12 protein-coding genes and 1 riboswitch are annotated in these 16,171 nt (G+C 66.1%); of the genes, 5 read left to right on the plus strand and 7 right to left on the minus strand.

Annotated features, from left to right (window positions below; genetic code table 11):
• Positions 1 to 83: 83 nt before the first annotated feature.
• Positions 84 to 2,888 (plus strand): S8 family serine peptidase, encoded by a 2,805-nt coding sequence (locus HY019_RS00555; protein ID WP_290687490.1) that lies wholly within the window; start codon positions 84 to 86, stop codon positions 2,886 to 2,888.
• Between the two features lie 6 nt (positions 2,889 to 2,894).
• On the opposite strand, the gene HY019_RS00560 is transcribed toward HY019_RS00555, so the two are convergent.
• Complete coding sequence (locus HY019_RS00560) at positions 2,895 to 5,153, minus strand: lytic transglycosylase domain-containing protein (protein WP_290687491.1); 2,259 nt, start codon at positions 5,151 to 5,153, stop codon at positions 2,895 to 2,897.
• A 23-nt stretch (positions 5,154 to 5,176) separates the two neighbouring features.
• Between HY019_RS00560 and HY019_RS00565 the strand changes: the two genes are divergently transcribed.
• Together HY019_RS00565 and HY019_RS00570 are read left to right on the plus strand one after the other, a co-directional pair.
• Positions 5,177 to 5,749, plus strand: coding sequence for a 5-formyltetrahydrofolate cyclo-ligase (locus HY019_RS00565; protein WP_290687492.1), 573 nt, complete (start codon positions 5,177 to 5,179; stop codon positions 5,747 to 5,749).
• 145 nt (positions 5,750 to 5,894) lie between these two features.
• Positions 5,895 to 6,599 carry a PEP-CTERM sorting domain-containing protein gene (locus tag HY019_RS00570; RefSeq protein ID WP_290687494.1) on the plus strand — a complete coding sequence of 235 codons (705 nt, stop codon included), beginning with the start codon at positions 5,895 to 5,897 and terminating at the stop codon, positions 6,597 to 6,599.
• A 114-nt stretch (positions 6,600 to 6,713) separates the two neighbouring features.
• Here the strand turns inward: HY019_RS00570 and HY019_RS00575 are convergent, their stop codons facing one another.
• The 6 genes from HY019_RS00575 to HY019_RS00600 all read right to left on the minus strand — a co-directional run bounded on the left by HY019_RS00575 (position 6,714) and on the right by HY019_RS00600 (position 14,142).
• Complete coding sequence (locus tag HY019_RS00575; protein WP_290687496.1) at positions 6,714 to 7,352, minus strand: OmpW family outer membrane protein; 639 nt, start codon at positions 7,350 to 7,352, stop codon at positions 6,714 to 6,716.
• A 207-nt stretch (positions 7,353 to 7,559) separates the two neighbouring features.
• Positions 7,560 to 8,399, minus strand: a complete 840-nt coding sequence (gene metF, locus HY019_RS00580) for a methylenetetrahydrofolate reductase [NAD(P)H] (RefSeq protein ID WP_290687498.1) — start codon at positions 8,397 to 8,399, stop codon at positions 7,560 to 7,562.
• 42 nt (positions 8,400 to 8,441) lie between these two features.
• A complete protein-coding gene (locus HY019_RS00585; RefSeq protein ID WP_290687500.1) occupies positions 8,442 to 9,233 on the minus strand; it encodes a TlyA family RNA methyltransferase in 792 nt (263 codons plus the stop codon).
• A gap of 193 nt (positions 9,234 to 9,426) precedes the next feature.
• Entirely contained in the window at positions 9,427 to 10,875 is a 1,449-nt protein-coding gene (gene ahcY, locus HY019_RS00590) for an adenosylhomocysteinase (RefSeq protein ID WP_290687510.1), read from the minus strand.
• A 79-nt stretch (positions 10,876 to 10,954) separates the two neighbouring features.
• Positions 10,955 to 11,044, minus strand: a riboswitch (S-adenosyl-L-homocysteine riboswitch).
• A gap of 18 nt (positions 11,045 to 11,062) precedes the next feature.
• The gene (locus tag HY019_RS00595; protein ID WP_290687511.1) at positions 11,063 to 12,136 is read right to left on the minus strand and encodes a GGDEF domain-containing protein; all 1,074 of its coding nucleotides are present in this window, start codon (positions 12,134 to 12,136) and stop codon (positions 11,063 to 11,065) included.
• Between the two features lie 83 nt (positions 12,137 to 12,219).
• Positions 12,220 to 14,142 carry an MltA domain-containing protein gene (locus HY019_RS00600; protein WP_290687512.1) on the minus strand — a complete coding sequence of 641 codons (1,923 nt, stop codon included), beginning with the start codon at positions 14,140 to 14,142 and terminating at the stop codon, positions 12,220 to 12,222.
• A 123-nt stretch (positions 14,143 to 14,265) separates the two neighbouring features.
• On the opposite strand from HY019_RS00600, the gene tssJ reads away from it, so the two are divergent.
• Together tssJ and tssK are read left to right on the plus strand one after the other, a co-directional pair.
• Complete coding sequence (gene tssJ / locus HY019_RS00605) at positions 14,266 to 14,787, plus strand: type VI secretion system lipoprotein TssJ (protein WP_290687514.1); 522 nt, start codon at positions 14,266 to 14,268, stop codon at positions 14,785 to 14,787.
• Positions 14,788 to 14,827: 40 nt separating this feature from the next.
• Positions 14,828 to 16,168, plus strand: a complete 1,341-nt coding sequence (tssK, locus tag HY019_RS00610; RefSeq protein WP_290687516.1) for a type VI secretion system baseplate subunit TssK — start codon at positions 14,828 to 14,830, stop codon at positions 16,166 to 16,168.
• Positions 16,169 to 16,171: the final 3 nt, after the last annotated feature.

Raw genomic sequence — 16,171 nt, forward strand, 5'->3', positions numbered from 1 at the left:
GACATGGCGTTTTCACCAATCTGTTTGTATGCTGCGCGAGCCTCCACAGAGAGGCCCAGTACACATACCAACAGGGATTGGACATGCCGACATATTTCGGGCTGCGGCCGTGCGCGCGTGCAGCCGCGCTGACACTGACCTTGATCTTGTCCGCCTGTGGCGGAGGCGGCGGCGGTCAGCCTGAAGCCCGGACATCGGACAAGGATGGCGGCAGCGACGTCGTGACGATGTCGGGCACCTTGTCGCTGGTTGAGACCGCCGCGGTGGACTCGGACACCAACGACCCCAACCAGGCCAGCCGCCACAACAACGACGACTTCGACGTGGCGCAAGCCCTGACCACCCCCGTCAATCTGGTGGGCACGGTCAATGAACCTGGCTCGGGCCCGGACGGCCCCAACAAGACGGCAGGAGATCAATACGACGTCTTTGTGGTCGACCTGCAGGCCAACCAGACGGTCGAACTCCAGTTTGCGGCCGATCCTGGCGTCAACGACCTTGATCTGGCCATTCTGGACGACAGCCCCAAGGTCGTGGGCCTGTCAGCCGGCACCGGCAACACCGAGTGCGTGCGCATCGCCAAGGCCGGCCGCTACTACATCGCGGTGTACGCCCACGGTGGGGCCTCCATCTACAACCTGCGCGTTGGCTCCCCAGACAGCGTCAGCAGCTGCCCCAACGCCACCAGTGCCGAGGGCGCCATCGTGGCGGGCCAGGTCATCGCCCAGCCGCTGGACAGCAACGTGGTGGCGAACCGCAGCAGCAGTGTCGCCAGCACCAGTGGCAGCCCCAAACAGGCGCAAGGCGTCAAGTCCATGCTGGAGTTCCACCGGGAAGCCGGTTTGAGCCAGCTGAGCGTGCCCCGCGGTGCGCCCAACCTGCTGACTTTGCCCGACACGGCGCAGGCGCGCCTCAAAGGCCTGTCGCAACTGGCCAGCTACACCAGCTTCAAACGCGCATCGGCGCTGGCACAACAGGCCAGCCGACCTGCCCAGCGAAGCGAGAGCCTGGCCCAGGCCCTGGACACCGTCTCGTATGCCAAGGCCCTGATGGCCACCGGGCAGTACAAGTTCGTGAGCCTCAACCACCGCGTGCAACTCAGCCAGATGGTGGCCGACGTGGGCAACTTCCCGCCCAATGACCCCATCTACCCCAAGCAGCGCTGGCACTACGAACAGATCAACCTGCCGGCCGCCATGGACCGCCTGGTGAACCTGCCCACCCAACCCACGCGCCGCCCGCTGGTGGCCGTGATCGACTCCGGCATCATGGTGGACCACCCCGACCTGGCGCCCCAGATCGAGGGCGGCCGCACCTTTGTCTCGCTCAATACGCGCAATGCTGGCGAGGCGGACTCCAGCAACCCGGACGACCTTGACCTGCCCACGGCAGCCGGTGATCCTCACTTCCACGGCTCGCACGTGGCCGGCACCATCGCCGCACGCACCTTTGACGGCTATGGCGCCGCCGGCATCGCCCCCATGGCCAGGCTGATGCCGCTGCGCGTTTTCGACCAACGCCGCCCCACCGGCGCGGATGACTACGACATCCTCAACGCCATGCTGTATGCCGCCGGCCTGCCTAATCGAAGCAAGTTGTTCCCCCCGCGCAAAGCAGATGTGATCAACATGAGCCTGGGCAGCTCCCAAGCCTGCCCCCCCTCTTATGTGGACATCATCCAGCAGGTCCGGCAGGCCGGTGTGATCGTCGTGGTGGCCGCCGGCAATGACGCGCGCAACAACGATGGCGTGGCCGTGCCTGTTGCGGCGCCGGCCAACTGCCCGGGCGTGGTCGCCGTGGGTGCACTGGATGCCCAGGCCAGGCAAGCCAACTACTCGCAGTCCGGACCGGAGTTGCGCGTGGCGGCCCCCGGCGGCGATATGTCCCGCTCCACCACCGGCGAACCACAAGGTGACATGGTCGACAGCACGGTGGCGATTTTCTCGCCCGAAGGCAAGCGCCAGCCGGGCTTCGCCTACATGCAAGGCACCTCCATGGCCACGCCGCATGTCGCCGGGGTCGTGGCGCTGATGAAATACGCCTACCCCGGGCTGACACCCGAGTTGTTCGATGCCTGGCTCAGTGCGGGCAAGCTCACCGACGACATCGGCGGCCCCGGCTTTGACAGCGCAACCGGCTATGGCCTGATCAACGCCCGCAAGGCCGTTGACGTGGCCCTGGCTGAAGCCCAGAACCCCGGCCCCGCACCGCAAGGCCGGATCGTCGCCACCCCGTTTGCACTGGACTTTGGCGCACAGCGCACCAGCATGAGCCTGGCGCTGAACGCCACGGCCAAGACCAGCGACGTGGTGAAACAGATCACGTCCTCGTCGCCCGCGCTCACCTTCACCCGCACCAGCGTGGATGTGCAGACCGGCCTGGGCAGCTACACCATCAACGTCGACCGCACGCGCCTCCCCACCGGCACGGCGTTCTTGAGCCTGAACATCCAGACCAACAGTGACACCCTGACCGTTCAGGTCACGGTTGTGAAGCAGGCAGGCGGCAGCACCGGTGCACGCAGCGCAGACTACGGCGCCGTCTACGTGCTGGCCATTGACAGCATCACGGAAGAAGTGATTGACGAAGTTCTGGTCACCGCACAGGGTGGCCGCTACAACTGGCAGCTCAAGGGCCCCAGAGGCAAGAAGGCTTACCTGCTCGCGGGCGGCGATCTGGACTGGAACGGGTTCATCTGCGACGCGGGCGAGCCTTGCGGCGTCTACCCGCTGATGAGCAACGCACCCACCGAGGTCACGCTCGACAGCAACCTGTCCAACCTGAACTTCTCGCTCGCCCCGATGGGCACGGGTGGCGCCACCCAGGCCGCTTTGGCGGGCACGAAACCAGCTGCCTGGACCCCGCGCCTGCGCCTGCCCGCGCGGTAAGCCCGGTCAGGGCAGATCATCCTCGCTCGGCGGCGCCGTGTCAGCACGAGGGCCGACCGTGGCCCCCAGGCGGCTGCGCACCGACAGGGCCTTGCCGTGGATCAGGTGGGCATACACCGTGGCGTTGGACAGCACCTTCTTGACGTAGTCACGCGTTTCGTTGAAGGGGATGTTCTCGACCCAGGCTGCTGCGTCGATGCGCGGCCCGTCACGCCAGCGGCGCGGCCGGGAGGGCCCGGCGTTGTAGGCCGCAGCCGCCAGCGCCTGCGCACCCTGGAAGTCGTCCAGCACCAGCTTCAGGTAGCCCGCGCCGATGCGCAGGTTGGTGCTGCGGTCCGTGATGTTGTCGGGGTGGTAGTCGATGGACAGCTTGCGTGCCGTCCAGGCCGCGGTGGCCGGCATGACCTGCATCAGCCCGGACGCCCCCACGCTCGACTTGGCCGCCTGCTGGAAGCGGGACTCCTGCCGGATCAGCCCATACATATAGGCAGGATCAAGCCCAACCTCCCGCGCGGCGGACAGCACGTCCTGCTTGAAGGGCATGGGGTAACGCTGCTCCAGGTTGATCTCCTGGCGCGTGCGTTCGCTGGAATTGATGCAGCGGTCCCAGATCTCGCGCCGACAAGCCTCCTCGGACACCGCCAGCAACTCCCGGTCGCTCAGGCCCCCGACCTTGCCGTACGACAAGGTGAAATTCCACTCACGCAGGGCCTCACCGCGCCAGCCCAGCTCCAGCATGCGCAGCGCCCGATCGATGCCCGGCATGGCGCGCGCTTCGGCCAGTTCGGCCTCGGTCACCGCAGCCGGCTTGGCTGGTGCGCGCGCCGACGTGCCATGCAGGTCCTGCGCGGCCAGCTGGCCATAAAAGGTCACCGGGCTGGCCACGCGTGTGAGCAGCTCACGGGCCTGCTGTTTGAGCGCATCGCCCGCCGGCCCGCCAGCGCTGCGAGCGCGGCCCTGCAAGGCCTTGGCCTTCCAGTACACCCAGGCGGCATCCTGCTGTTGATCCGGCGCCATGGCGTCCACGGCCTGCTCGACCAGGGCCCAACGCTCGGCCTGGCCAGCCGATGCCGACCTGAGGCCGGCGCGTGCCATCCAGGCCAGGGTCTCGGACGACCAGGCCGTGGCCAGGCGCGATCCGCCCTGACGCAACTCGCCGGTGCCGGCCGCCAGCGCGCGGTCTGTCAGGGCCCGCTCGAAATAAGCGGGCGCATCGGGTGACAGGCGCCAGGCCGCAGCCCGGCCCAGTTGCGCCCAGGCCCAGGCGGTTTCTTCGGCATTCCAGCGCCAGCGGCTGCGGTTGGCGGGCTCCTCGATGGCCGCTGCGGCGGCGACCGGGTCCATGCCTGCCCAGCGGATGAAGGCCAGCAGCGTCAACGGCCCTTCGGCCTCGGCCGGCACGGCCAGGGGCATGGGTGTCAGATCCGGTTTGGCCTTGCCCTTGCGTTTGGCTTTGCCCTTGTGCTTGCCCCGTGAGTCAGGGCCGATGGACGAGCCAGGCGCATGGTGCCGGTCGTCGCCGGCCCCGCTCAAGGCGGCCGAGCGCGCCTGCGGCATCAGCAGGGTCTGCGGTTGCCCCATCAGCTTGGCCACGGCCTGCGACACGGCGTCACCCAGCAGCTTGGCGCTTTGCTGGACGGCACGGGGCTTGTCGGCCTCGATGGCCAGGCGCAGTTTGCGCCACACGTCGGCGGGCTCCAGCACGCGGCTGCTCAGCAGCGCCTGGGCCATGGCGTCACAGCCGAAGTCTGCGTCCTTCTGGTTCCACCAGAACTGCCTGGCCTGCTCGCGCCAGTCACCCGGGGCTTCCATGGGCGTGTTGGTCTGCTGGCGCGCCAGCACCCCCAGGCAGCTGGCCTCGCGGTCGTCGTTCATGCGGAAGGTGGGCTGGATGCGCAAGAAGGTGCGCCAGTCGCGGCGGTGCCCCAACTCCAGCAGCCAGTCGTTGCGGGCCCGGTCGGCCACATAGCTGTCCGGCCAGCGGGCCAGGAATTCGTCCACCTCGGTGGGGCCGGCCTCCATCAGGCGCACCTGGAAGTACCAATAACCTGCCCAGGGGGCCAAAGGGTGCTGGGCCGCGATCAGCGCATCGCGCGCGGCCAGCAGGCGCGCCTTGTCCCGCACGCGCAAGGCCTCCCTGGCCTCCTGCACGGTGCTGTCATCGGTCGCGGCGCGCGACGCGGGCGCCACCATCACCCCCGCCACCAGCGTCAGGGCTGACAGGGCGGTCGCGCCCCAGGACGCATACTTGTACGTGATTCGCAATTGAGTAACCTTTTGTTATGGCCATGAACAACCCTCCCCGCGCCCGAGCGGACTGGCGCAAGCACCTGCTCGAGGCCCGCAAGGCATGGATCACCACGCCGCAGGCCCAGGAAGCGCAAGCCGCGCTGCATGAACGCGTGATGGCCATCCTGGCTGAACTGGAGCCGGACTGTCTGGGCTTGTACTGGCCTATGCAGGGTGAATTTAACCCAATGGACGTGGCTGCGGCGGCCCAGGAGACCTTGGCGTGCCGATTGGCCTTGCCTTGCGCCCAAAAAAGCCCGCCGCAGATGCATTTCCGGCTCTGGAACGGGCAGCCCCCTGCCAGCCTGGACGACCACGGCATCCCCTGCCCGGAAGGCGCGCCGGTGGTGCCGGACGTGGTGCTGGTGCCTTGTGTCGGCTTCACCCAGGAGGGCTGGCGGCTGGGTTATGGAGGGGGCTACTTTGACCGATTCATGGCCGCCCACCCGGAGGTGACCGCGCTCGGCGTGGCCTGGGAGTCAAGCCGGCTGGCCCAGGCAGACTTGCAGCCTGAACCTCATGACATACCCCTGATGGCGGTCCTTACAGAAAGCAACACCTGGGGTGGCTAACGCCCCCCAGTTTCGGGGGGACCTCGCGGGAACCCTATGCGTTAATCGCGAAACAACGTTCAAGATCACGTCCATGGTCCACACAGGCCTCTTCTAGAGGGCGACAAAAGCAGCGCCCCTTCTCAACCGAAACAAGGACGTGAACATGAAGTTTTTCAAGCAGTTCAGTATGTCGTTCCTGGCTGTTGCCGCCACCGCTGCCTCCGCCGCCACGAGCCAACCCTTCGTCGCCACCACGGCCAGCGTCACGCTGGACACGAGCTACCTGACGGCCAACGGTTACACCGTGAGCGCCGTGGGTTCGTCGACCTACAACGCCACCACTGGCGTGCTGACCGACCCGGTTCAAGGCGTGAACCTGACCGGCAACCCCGGCCCCGTCTCGATCGACTTCAGCGACACCTCGGGCATGGCCATCAAGAAGGGCCTGACCACCGTCAAGCTGACGAACTTCACCTATGACGCCGCCACGAACAGCCTGTACGGCGACATCAGCGCCGGCCTGCTGCTGAATCTGACCAACCAGTCCCTGCTGACCGCCACAACCGCTGTGGGCAACTTCGGCGGTGTCGTTTCCGGTAACGACGTCTTTGGCGCCCAAGAACTGAACAGCGTCACTTCGTCGACCATCAGCCGCCGTCTGGGCCTGTCTGCCAGCAACTTCGTGCTGTCTGACGCGTTCAACACCTTCCTGACCGACAACGGCGTGGACCCTGCCGCCATGGCTTTCGTGGCCACGATGGTGAAGTCGGTGAACGTGGGCTCCGTCCCTGAGCCCTCCACCTATGCCCTGATGGGCCTGGGCCTGGTCGGCATCGCCTTCACGGCTCGCCGCAAGATGGCTGCCTGATCTTTTCAGCGCAACCAGACAAAAAGCTCCCTTCGGGGAGCTTTTTGCTTTGTGGCGCAGCTCAAAGGAAAAAGGGGCCGAAGCCCCTTTTCCAATTGCTCGATCGGTGACCGATCAGAAGCGATAACCGATGCCAACGCCGAACAGCACGGGGTCAACCTTGACGGTGCCCAGCTTGGTCGAGCCAGCGTAGACGCGGGTGCGGATGTCGATCTTCTTGAAGTCCACGTTCACCGACAACTTGTCGTTGATCGGAAAGTCAGCACCCAACTGAATGGCGGTGCCCCAGCTGTGGCGGTCGATGTCCAGAGGGGTGTCCGAACCCAGGACCGGTTGTGCGTTCAGGTGCACGGCGGAGAAGTGGGTGTAGTTCACACCAAAACCGACATAGGGACGCGCCACTGGGTTAGTGGGCGCAAAGTGGTACTGCGCCGTCAGAGTCGGTGGCAGATGGCGCAGGGTACCGATCTTGGTGCCAGCCAGCGAGACTGTTTGCTTCTGCGGCGTGGTGGCGATCAGCTCGAACGCCACGTTAGGGGTCACGAAGTAGGAAGCGTCGATTTCCCAGATGTACTTGGTGTTCACCGACACCGAGTCAGCGGGGATCACGGCATCGGTGGTGTTCTCATTGGCGGGGTCCAGTTGCAGGACACGGGCACGCACCATGAAGTCGCCAGCGTAGGCGGGTGCGGCGGCAGCACAAGCCAGAGCAGCAGCGGCGATCAGGCGGGTGCGGGTAGAGATGGCGTTCATGAATGGTCCTTCTTGTGGCTAGGTTGCAGGGACCGCGTGTTGGCGCGTCCCATGGCATCCATTGCAACAAGGTCAAACCCCGCCAAACTTGTGCTGCGTCAACTCGGCAGGCCCGAAGCGGGGCCGCCCCCGGCTAAACCCTTGCGGGTTTGCGCCAGATCAGATGAACGCGATGCGTTTGCGCAACGCATCTGACAAGGAATGGTGTCAAACGCCCAGGCGCTGGCAAATGGCCAGCACGGTCGCCGACTGGTTCATCGTGTAGAAGTGCAGCCCAGGCACGCCAGCGGCACGCAACTGCTCGCACAAGGCGGTGACCACGTCCAGCCCGAAAGCCTGGATCGAGGCCTTGTCGTCCCCGAAGCCTTCCAGGCGGGTGCGGATCCAGCGCGGGATCTCGGCGCCGCAAGCGTCGGAAAAACGCATGAGCTGGGTCGAGTTGGTGATGGGCATGATGCCGGGGATCACCGGGATGGTGGCGCCCGCGGCGGTCGCGTCGTCCACAAAGCGAAAGTAGGCGTCCGCGTTGAAGAAGTACTGCGTCAGGGCCACGTCGGCACCGGCCTTGACCTTGGTGACGTAGGCCTGCAGGTCGGCCTGCGGGTTGCGAGCCTGGGGGTGCATCTCCGGGTAGGCGCCCACTTCGATGTGGAAGTGCGAGCCCGTTTCTTCGCGGATGAAGGCCACCAGTTCGCTGGCATAGCGGAACTCGCCAAAACCGCCGTAGCCGCTGGGCAGGTCGCCGCGCAGCGCTACCAGGCGCTTGATGCCATCGGCCTTGAACTGCGCCAGTTGCTCGCGCACCGAGGCCTTGCTGGCGCCGATGCACGAGAAGTGTGGCGCGGCGTCAAAGCCTTCGCTCAGGATGGCGCGCACGGCCTGGATGGTGCCGTCCTGGGTGGAGCCGCCGGCACCGTAGGTCACCGAGCAGTACTCGGGCTTGAGCGGGTAGAGCTGCTGGCGCACGGCGGCCAGCTTGTCCACGCCCTCGGGGGTCTTGGGCGGGAAGAACTCCAGGCTGATGGGCAGACGCGTAGAGGTCGTCATGAGGCAGAGCTTTCAGTATCGGGTCGGGCTGCGGGCCGGCAATCACGCCGCCTTGCGCGCCCGAACGAAGAATTCACGGTTGCCGTCGCCACCGGCGATCGGGCTATTGAAGTAGGCACTCACTTTCAAGCCAAGGTCCTTGCAGGCTTGGCGAATGCGGGCTTCCACCTCCGGGTAGCTGGCCGGATCCTTGACCAGACCGCGCTTGCCGATGTGCTCGGGCTGCAGCTCGAACTGCGGCTTGACCAGCATGAGCATCTCGCCGCCCTCGGCCAGGAAAGGCACCAGAGCGGGCAACACCAGGGTCATCGAGATGAAGGACAGGTCGCCCACGATGAAGTCAAAACCGCCTTCGGGCGCCGCTTCACCCAGGTCTTCTGCCGTGAGGTGACGGGCGTTGACGCCCTCGATCACGGTGACCTGCGGGTGCTCGGCGATGCTGTGGTGCACCTGGCCATGGCCCACATCCACCCCCACCACGCTGGCCGCACCATGCGACAGCAGCACCTCGGTGAAGCCACCGGTGCTCTGGCCGATGTCCAGGCAAAGCTTGTCCTTCAGATCGACCGGGTGCTTGCAGAACGCGCAATGCTTGAGCGCGCCTTCCAGCTTCAGGCCGGCGCGGGACACCCAGCGGGTTTCCGAGTCGTCCGTCACCTGGAATTCGCTCTCGATGGGCAACTGCTCGCCCGCCTTGCGCACGGTGGTCCAGCCCTTGGGGCCGCTCCACTGCACGGCGCCCTGTTCGACCAAGCGCTGGGCAGCCGAGCGCGTGGGCGCCAGGCCTTTTTCCAGAATGAGTTGATCGGCGCGGGCGAGGAGGATGTTGGTCATGTGCGAGAAGTAGCAAAAAAAGTCCGCGCGAAGCGAACAGGCCTTCAGCCAAGGCACTGGACGCCGCGCACCCCCGGCACGCCCGAAGGAGCGCCACCAAAGGTGCGCGACAGATCCAGCGACCGCCGCGGATCCGGCTCAGCCGGTCCGCCAGCGGTGCCCCCTGGGGGGCGGCCGCAGGCCGTAGGGGGGATCAATAACGATACGTGTCGGGCTTGTAAGGACCGTTCTTGGGCACGCCAATGTAGGCAGCCTGCTCTTCGGTCAGCTCGGTCAGCTGGGCGTTGAGCGTGGTCAGTTGCAGGCGGGCGACCTTTTCGTCCAGGTGCTTGGGCAGCACGTAGACCTTGCCGTTGTCATAAGAGTCGCTGTGGGCGAACAGCTCGATCTGGGCAATGGTCTGGTTGGCGAAGCTCGACGACATCACATAGCTGGGGTGGCCCGTGCCGCAGCCCAGGTTCACCAGGCGGCCCTTGGCCAGCATGATAATGCGCTTGCCGTCCTTGAAGATGACGTGGTCGACTTGCGGCTTGATCTCTTCCCACTCGCAGTTCTGCTCCAGCTTGGCGACCTGGATTTCGTTGTCGAAGTGGCCGATGTTGCAGACGATGGCGTTGTTCTTCATCGCGGCCATGTGCTCATAGGTGATCACGTCGCGGTTGCCGGTCGTGGTCACGAAGATGTCGGCCTTGTCGGCAGCCCAGTCCATCGTGACGACGCGGTAGCCTTCCATGGCGGCTTGCAGGGCGTTGATCGGGTCGATCTCGGTCACCCAGACTTGGGCGCTCAGAGCGCGCAAGGCTTGTGCGGAGCCCTTGCCCACGTCACCATAACCAGCGACCACAGCGACCTTGCCAGCGACCATCACGTCGGTGGCGCGCTTGATGCCGTCCACCAGGGATTCGCGGCAGCCGTACAGGTTGTCGAACTTGGACTTGGTGACCGAGTCATTCACGTTGATGGCGCGGAACAGCAGGGTGCCCTTCGCGCTCATTTCATTGAGGCGGTGCACGCCGGTCGTGGTTTCTTCGGTCACGCCGATGATCTGGGCAGCCTTGCGGGTGTACCAGGTGCTGTCCACGGCCAGCTTGGCCTTGATGGAGGCGTAGAGGATGCGCTCTTCTTCGCTGGTGGGGTTGTTCAAGACGCTGATGTCCTTCTCGGCGCGCTTGCCCAGGTGCATCAGCAGCGTGGCGTCACCACCGTCGTCCAGGATCATGTTGGGGCCTTCGCCCTCCGTGCCCTTGGCGCCGAAGTCGAAGATGCGGTGGGTGTAGTCCCAGTAGTCTTCCAGCGACTCGCCCTTGTAGGCGAACACGGGGGTGCCGGCTTCCACCAGGGCGGCGGCGGCGTGGTCTTGCGTCGAGAAGATGTTGCACGAAGCCCAGCGCACATCGGCGCCCAGGGCTTGCAGCGTTTCAACCAGCACGGCGGTCTGGATGGTCATGTGCAGCGAACCGGTGATGCGCGCGCCCTTGAGGATCTGCTTGGCGGCGTATTCGGTGCGAATGGCCATCAGCGCGGGCATTTCGCTTTCAGCGATCTTGATTTCCTTGCGGCCCCAGGCGGCAAGCGACATGTCGGCGACGACGCATTCGACGCCTTTGTATTCGGTGATCAGTTTGTTGGTAACAGCGGTCATGGAGAGCTCCTAAGGGTTCAGAAGCCGCCGTGCGCTACCGGGGGGAACGTGAAAGATACAACTCACCCAGCGGGACACATGCGGGTGAGCGCGGTTGCAAATAACGGGTCTTTCGAGCCTGGGGCCCGCGCCTGACCGACAGGGGGACCTTGCAACGCTCCTCGAAAGCCTGCGCAGTATAAATGTTTCAGGCTTCGTGTCCAGCCAGAATCACACGATTGCGACCGGCCTTTTTGCCTTTATAGAGGGCCTGGTCGGCGCGTGCCAGGGCCTGCTCGATGCTTTCCCCCGGGGTCAGCAGGCTCACCCCCAGCGTGATACTGATGGGCACCAGCTGGTGCTGGTGGACCAGGTCGATCTGGGCAATGGCCTCGCGCACGCGCTCGGATACCCGCATGGCTTCTTCCTCGTCGGTCGAGGGCAGCAGCATCAGGAACTCTTCGCCGCCCCAGCGGGCCACGTGGTCCACCTCGCGCACGCCTTCACGCAGGGCCTGGGCCACGGCCTTGAGGGCGGTGTCGCCGGTCTCGTGCCCATGGACGTCGTTGATGCGCTTGAAGTGGTCGACATCACCCAGCACCAGGGCCAGAGGGCGGCCGCCGCGCTCGAACACGGCCGCTTCGTGCTGGGCCACTTCCATGGCAAAGCGCCGGTTCTGCAACTGGGTCAGGGGGTCGGTGCAGGCCTGATGGCGCAGGCTGGCCTCGGCATTGGCCACCAGGCGGTAGTAGGCCGTGGCCAGCATCGCCAGGATGACGAGGGTGCTGGCCTGGTTGAAGTAGTGCAGGCCCTGCAGCATGGGTGGAGGAATCACGTCCAGCGGCGTGGCATTGCGAAAGATGAAATCAAGGGCCATGTACAACACCCCGACGGCGGTCGCCACCACGGCCTTGAACCAACTTGCGTGAAAGTTGCTGAGGATGGTCACCGGCATGATGAGGATGATGTAGTAGTGAAAGCCGCTGTCCCAGCCAATGACGGCCACGGCCAGGATGCCGTGCAGCAGGATCTCACCGACGATCAGCACCATGGCGATCATGTGCCGCCCGTTCTGAATCAACAGCGCCGACAGCACGTACACCAGCACGCTGGCCACATTGGCGCGCGCCATCCAGGGCACGCCCACCGAGTCGAACAGGAAGATGAAGCTCAGGTGGGCCACCGCCGCGATGACCGTGACAAGGGTCAGCAAGCCCAGGAAGACACCGGTCGTGTTGGTGCCGCCTTGCAAGGTCTTGACGAGGTCCTGGATGTACTTCACTGAAACGCCCGGCCGCAGCCCGAAGAGGTGATATCGGGTTTTATCGGCAGGCGAAATGGCGACTTGAGGCGGTCGCCCGTGCTTCAGCGGGGGCTGTTGCTGCCGTCGGTGCTGCCCGGGCTGGCGCTGTCGCAGAAGGCCTCGTCGTCGATCAGGCATTCACGCTGCTCGTCGGCGGGCTTGCCGCCCCGGGTGACAAGCTTGCTCGACAAGAGCGATTCGACTTCGGCATGGGGCACCAGCACCCACATGCGCCCTTTGTGCTTGGTGCGGCGGGCCTGTTTGCCGGCATCGGCGCCAAAACCCCAGAAGTAGTCGGCGCGCACGGCCCCCCGGATGGCCCCGCCCGTGTCCTGCGCGAACATCAGGCGCTGCATCTGGGGTTGGCGGCGGTCACCACCAGAGGCATCCAGGAACACGGGGTAGCCCAGGGGCAACACGCGCGGGTCCACGGCCAGGGAACGGCCGGCCGTGAGCGGCACGCCCAGTGCCCCCACCGGGCCGGCTTGCGTGGACTGGTCGGGCGCGGTGCGGAAGAACACATAACTGGGGTCGCTGTCGAGCGCACGGCTGCGCTGCTGGAGCTGCCTGGTGGGCAGCGCACTGGCGCTTGGCACGGTCGGCAGGCTGGACTTGCCCGCCTTGGCCTGGGGCGGGCGGCCCTTGTTGCTTTGCGCCTGGGTCAGCAGGTCGTCCACCAGTTGCTGGGAGCCGCCGGCCGGCCTGGAGGTGGCGGGCGCAGGCGCGACCGTAGCTGGCGTGCCCGGTGCGCCCGGCGTACCCAAGGCCTTGGATCGGGCCACCGGTTTGGGCACGGCCTTTTGCGAGCCGGGTGGCGGCAACAAGGCATCGACGGTGTCGGTCACCGCGGCGTCGGCCGGCGCCGGGGCGGCTTTGCGGGCACCACGGGTCAAAGGCTCATCGGGCGTGGCCGTGGATGTGAGGGCATCGGGCTCGCTCGCGCCAGCGGTATCGGCAGGGGTGGCAGCCGCATCGGCCAGGTCGAAATGCTCGATCTCGTCAGTGGTGTCCGGGCTGCCATCGGCACGGGCCCCACGGGTCTGCACCCGTTCGTTGCCGGCGGCCGACAGCTGCATGGGCTTGAAGGGGTGGCCGTTCTGATCGGCATAAGCCAGGCGCAGGATGCTGCCGTCGGCCATGCGGATGCGGCCCGCGCCCTGGATCTGCATGGCGTACAAGGCGATGGGGTCGTCCACCCAGGCCAGCACGGGGGCATCCAGTGCGGCACTGCGGTTGATGTCGCTGCGGGTGTAGTACGGCAGGCCTTCATTGCCTTGCACGCGCACACGCAGGCGGCGGTCCAGGGTGTCGAGCGTGAAGGTGCGCAGGTCCACGGCGATGGCACCGGGCTGGCCGGCCTGGGTCCGGCTCAGCAGGCGGCCATTGGCGCGCACATAGGTCACGCCCTTGCGTTGACTGGCCGGCACGGCCTTCCAGTCCAGGAAGTAAAGGTCATTGGGCACGCCATACACGGGCACGGCGAACTGGGCATCACGCTGGGCCCTGCCCTGCAGCAAGGGCTCGTAGTAGCCGGTGATCTCGCCTTCACGCGTGCGGTCGGTGTTCTGCACGGTCAGCAAGGTGAACTCGCGCTCCATGAACTGGCGGCCAGCCTTGGGGTCCTTGATGGTCTTGACCTTGGCACACAGCGGCTTCCAGCTGGGCTTGCGCTCCAACGCCTTGCAGGACTCCTTGAAGGCCGCCCAGGCTTCGCCCAGGTTGTCTTGCTGCCAGCCCGGCAGGGTGTCGAAGGCACTGATCTTGAACAGCGCGTGTTTGGTGGCGATGCCCTGGCCTTCAGGGCGCGTCGGGCCGGGCATGGCATCGGCCTGCGCGTCCCCAGCCGTGTCAGGCTGGGCTGCCCCGCCTTGATCGACCTTGGCGGGGCCACTGGCACAGCCCGCCAGCGCCAGCAACAAAGCGGCCACGGCCAGCAGACCGGACCGGGGCAGAGAGGGTGTCAGGGGGGGCGGGTTGCGCAACATGCACCGCATCTTGAAACCCCGTTCACGCCGCGGCAACTGACCTTGGTCAAAACGCCCGGCTTGTTACCTAAGTCACCGCGTCTCGCACGGGGGCGCCGCTATTCTCGACCGCTACTCCTTCATATGGTCACCTACCCCTCGTCTGGCATGCGCTTTCATCTGCCCTCACTCCCCCGCTGCTTGTCTGCTGCCGTGATCGGCGTGATGCTGGCGGGTTGCGCTGACGTCCCCATCCCCTTCATGAAGCCGGACCCCACCGTGGTCGAGGCCAAGGTGGTGGCCTCGCCTCAGGCCAACCCGGATACCCGCAAGCGCCCGTCGCCCGTGGTCGTGCGCGTGTACGAGCTCAAGAGCCGCACGCAATTCGATTCGGCGGACTTCATCTCGCTGTACGAGCGTGACAAGGACGTGCTGGGCAGCGACTTGGTCGTGCGTGATGAGTTCGTGCTCAAGCCCGGCGAGACCAAGGACGTCAACCGCAAGACGCAGCCCGATACCAAGTTCCTGGCCGTGCTGGTGGGCTTCCGTGACCTGGAGAAGTCCCGCTCGCGCGCCATCGCGGCGGTCGAGGCCAACAAGACCAACCGCTGGGTGATCAAGATCGAGCCGCTGACGGTGGCCATCCTGCCCGCCCCGGCGAAGTGAAGCACCAAGTGAAGCCCTCCAAGCAATACAAGGCAAATACATGAGCTGGCGCAATAAAGTCGTCTGGTCGCAGGGCATGTTCCTGCAGCCGCACCATTTCCAGCAGGAAGCCCGCTACACCGAGCGCCTGATCGACAGCCGCGTGCGCGCCCTGTCGCCCTTCGCCTGGGGCTTCACCGAGCTGCAGCTTGACGACAGCCTGCTGGCCCTGGGCCGACTGGGCATCGCCCGCGCCAGCGGCGTCTGGCCGGACGGCACGCCCTTTGCCATTCCCCAGCTGGACCCGGCCCCCGCGCCGCTGGACATCCCGTCTGATCTGAAAAACGAGATCGTCTACCTGGCCCTGCCCGTGCAGCGCGAAGGTCTCAATGAAGCCGACTTTGGCGGCGACGCCGGTGTGGGTGATGAGCTGGCCCGTTTCGAGGCCTTGATCGAAGGCGTGCGCGACAACACCGACGCCACCGCCGAGCCCGAAGAGATCCAGACCGGCCGCCTGCGCCTGCGCCTGCTGCGCGCCAAGGAGCTGACCGATGCCTACACCGTGCTGGGCTGCGCCCTGGTGGCCGAGCGCCGCAGCGACAACGCCCTGCTGCTGGACCGCGGCTACATCCCGCCGCAAGTGGTGTGCGATGCCAGCGGGCAGCTCTCATCCAGCCTGACGCTGCTGCATGGCCTGGTGCGCCAGCGCTCGCATGCCCTGGCCGGCAAGATGGGCCAGCTGGGGCACGGCGTCTCGGAAGTGGCGCAGTTCCTGCGCCTGCAACTGCTCAACCGCCATGAGCCGCTGCTGCGCCAGTTCGCCAGCGCGCCCAATGTGCACCCGCAGGACCTCTTCCATGTCTGCCTGCAACTGGCTGGCGAGCTGTCGACCTTCCACACGGCCGCGCGCCGCTCGCCCGACTTCCCGCTCTACAAGCACGATGACCTGCGCGGCTGCTTCACGCCCGTGTTCGAGGCCATCCGCGACATGCTCTCGGCCGTCGAGGAAGACAACGCCGTGCAGATCGAGCTGGTGGACCGCAAGTTCGGTGTGCGCACCGCCGTCGTGCCCGACCTGGAGATGGTGCGAACCGCCACCTTCGTGCTGGCCGTCAACGCCCAGATCCCCGGCGAGCAGCTGCGCACGCGCTTCCCGGCGCAGACCAAGGTCGGCCCGGTGGAGAGCATCAAGGAGCTCGTCAACTTCAACCTGGCCGGCATCACGCTGCGTGCGCTGCCTGTGGCGCCGCGCCAGCTGCCCTTCCATGCCGGCTTCTTCTACTTCGAACTGGAGCGCGGCGGCGAGCTGTGGCAGAAGTTCGAAGCCAGCGGCAACCTGGCCCTGCATGTGGCCGGCGACTTCCCCGGCCTGGAGCTGGCCCTGTGGGCCATCCGTCGCTGACAG

Origin of the sequence: Aquabacterium sp. (assembly GCF_016195855.1) — a bacterium.
Lineage (GTDB): Bacteria > Pseudomonadota > Gammaproteobacteria > Burkholderiales > Burkholderiaceae_C > Aquabacterium.

What these genes read in the sequence shown, in the direction of transcription:
- metF (WP_290687498.1), bottom strand. Translation starts at nt 8,399, where the DNA reads ATGACGACCTCTACGCGTCTGCCCATCAGCCTGGAGTTCTTCCCGCCC.
- HY019_RS00585 (WP_290687500.1), bottom strand. Translation starts at nt 9,233, where the DNA reads ATGACCAACATCCTCCTCGCCCGCGCCGATCAACTCATTCTGGAAAAA.
- ahcY (WP_290687510.1), bottom strand. Translation starts at nt 10,875, where the DNA reads ATGACCGCTGTTACCAACAAACTGATCACCGAATACAAAGGCGTCGAA.
- HY019_RS00600 (WP_290687512.1), bottom strand. Translation starts at nt 14,142, where the DNA reads ATGTTGCGCAACCCGCCCCCCCTGACACCCTCTCTGCCCCGGTCCGGT.
- tssK (WP_290687516.1), top strand. Translation starts at nt 14,828, where the DNA reads ATGAGCTGGCGCAATAAAGTCGTCTGGTCGCAGGGCATGTTCCTGCAG.
- HY019_RS00575 (WP_290687496.1), bottom strand. Translation starts at nt 7,352, where the DNA reads ATGAACGCCATCTCTACCCGCACCCGCCTGATCGCCGCTGCTGCTCTG.
- HY019_RS00570 (WP_290687494.1), top strand. Translation starts at nt 5,895, where the DNA reads ATGAAGTTTTTCAAGCAGTTCAGTATGTCGTTCCTGGCTGTTGCCGCC.
- HY019_RS00565 (WP_290687492.1), top strand. Translation starts at nt 5,177, where the DNA reads ATGAACAACCCTCCCCGCGCCCGAGCGGACTGGCGCAAGCACCTGCTC.
- HY019_RS00555 (WP_290687490.1), top strand. Translation starts at nt 84, where the DNA reads ATGCCGACATATTTCGGGCTGCGGCCGTGCGCGCGTGCAGCCGCGCTG.
- tssJ (WP_290687514.1), top strand. Translation starts at nt 14,266, where the DNA reads ATGGTCACCTACCCCTCGTCTGGCATGCGCTTTCATCTGCCCTCACTC.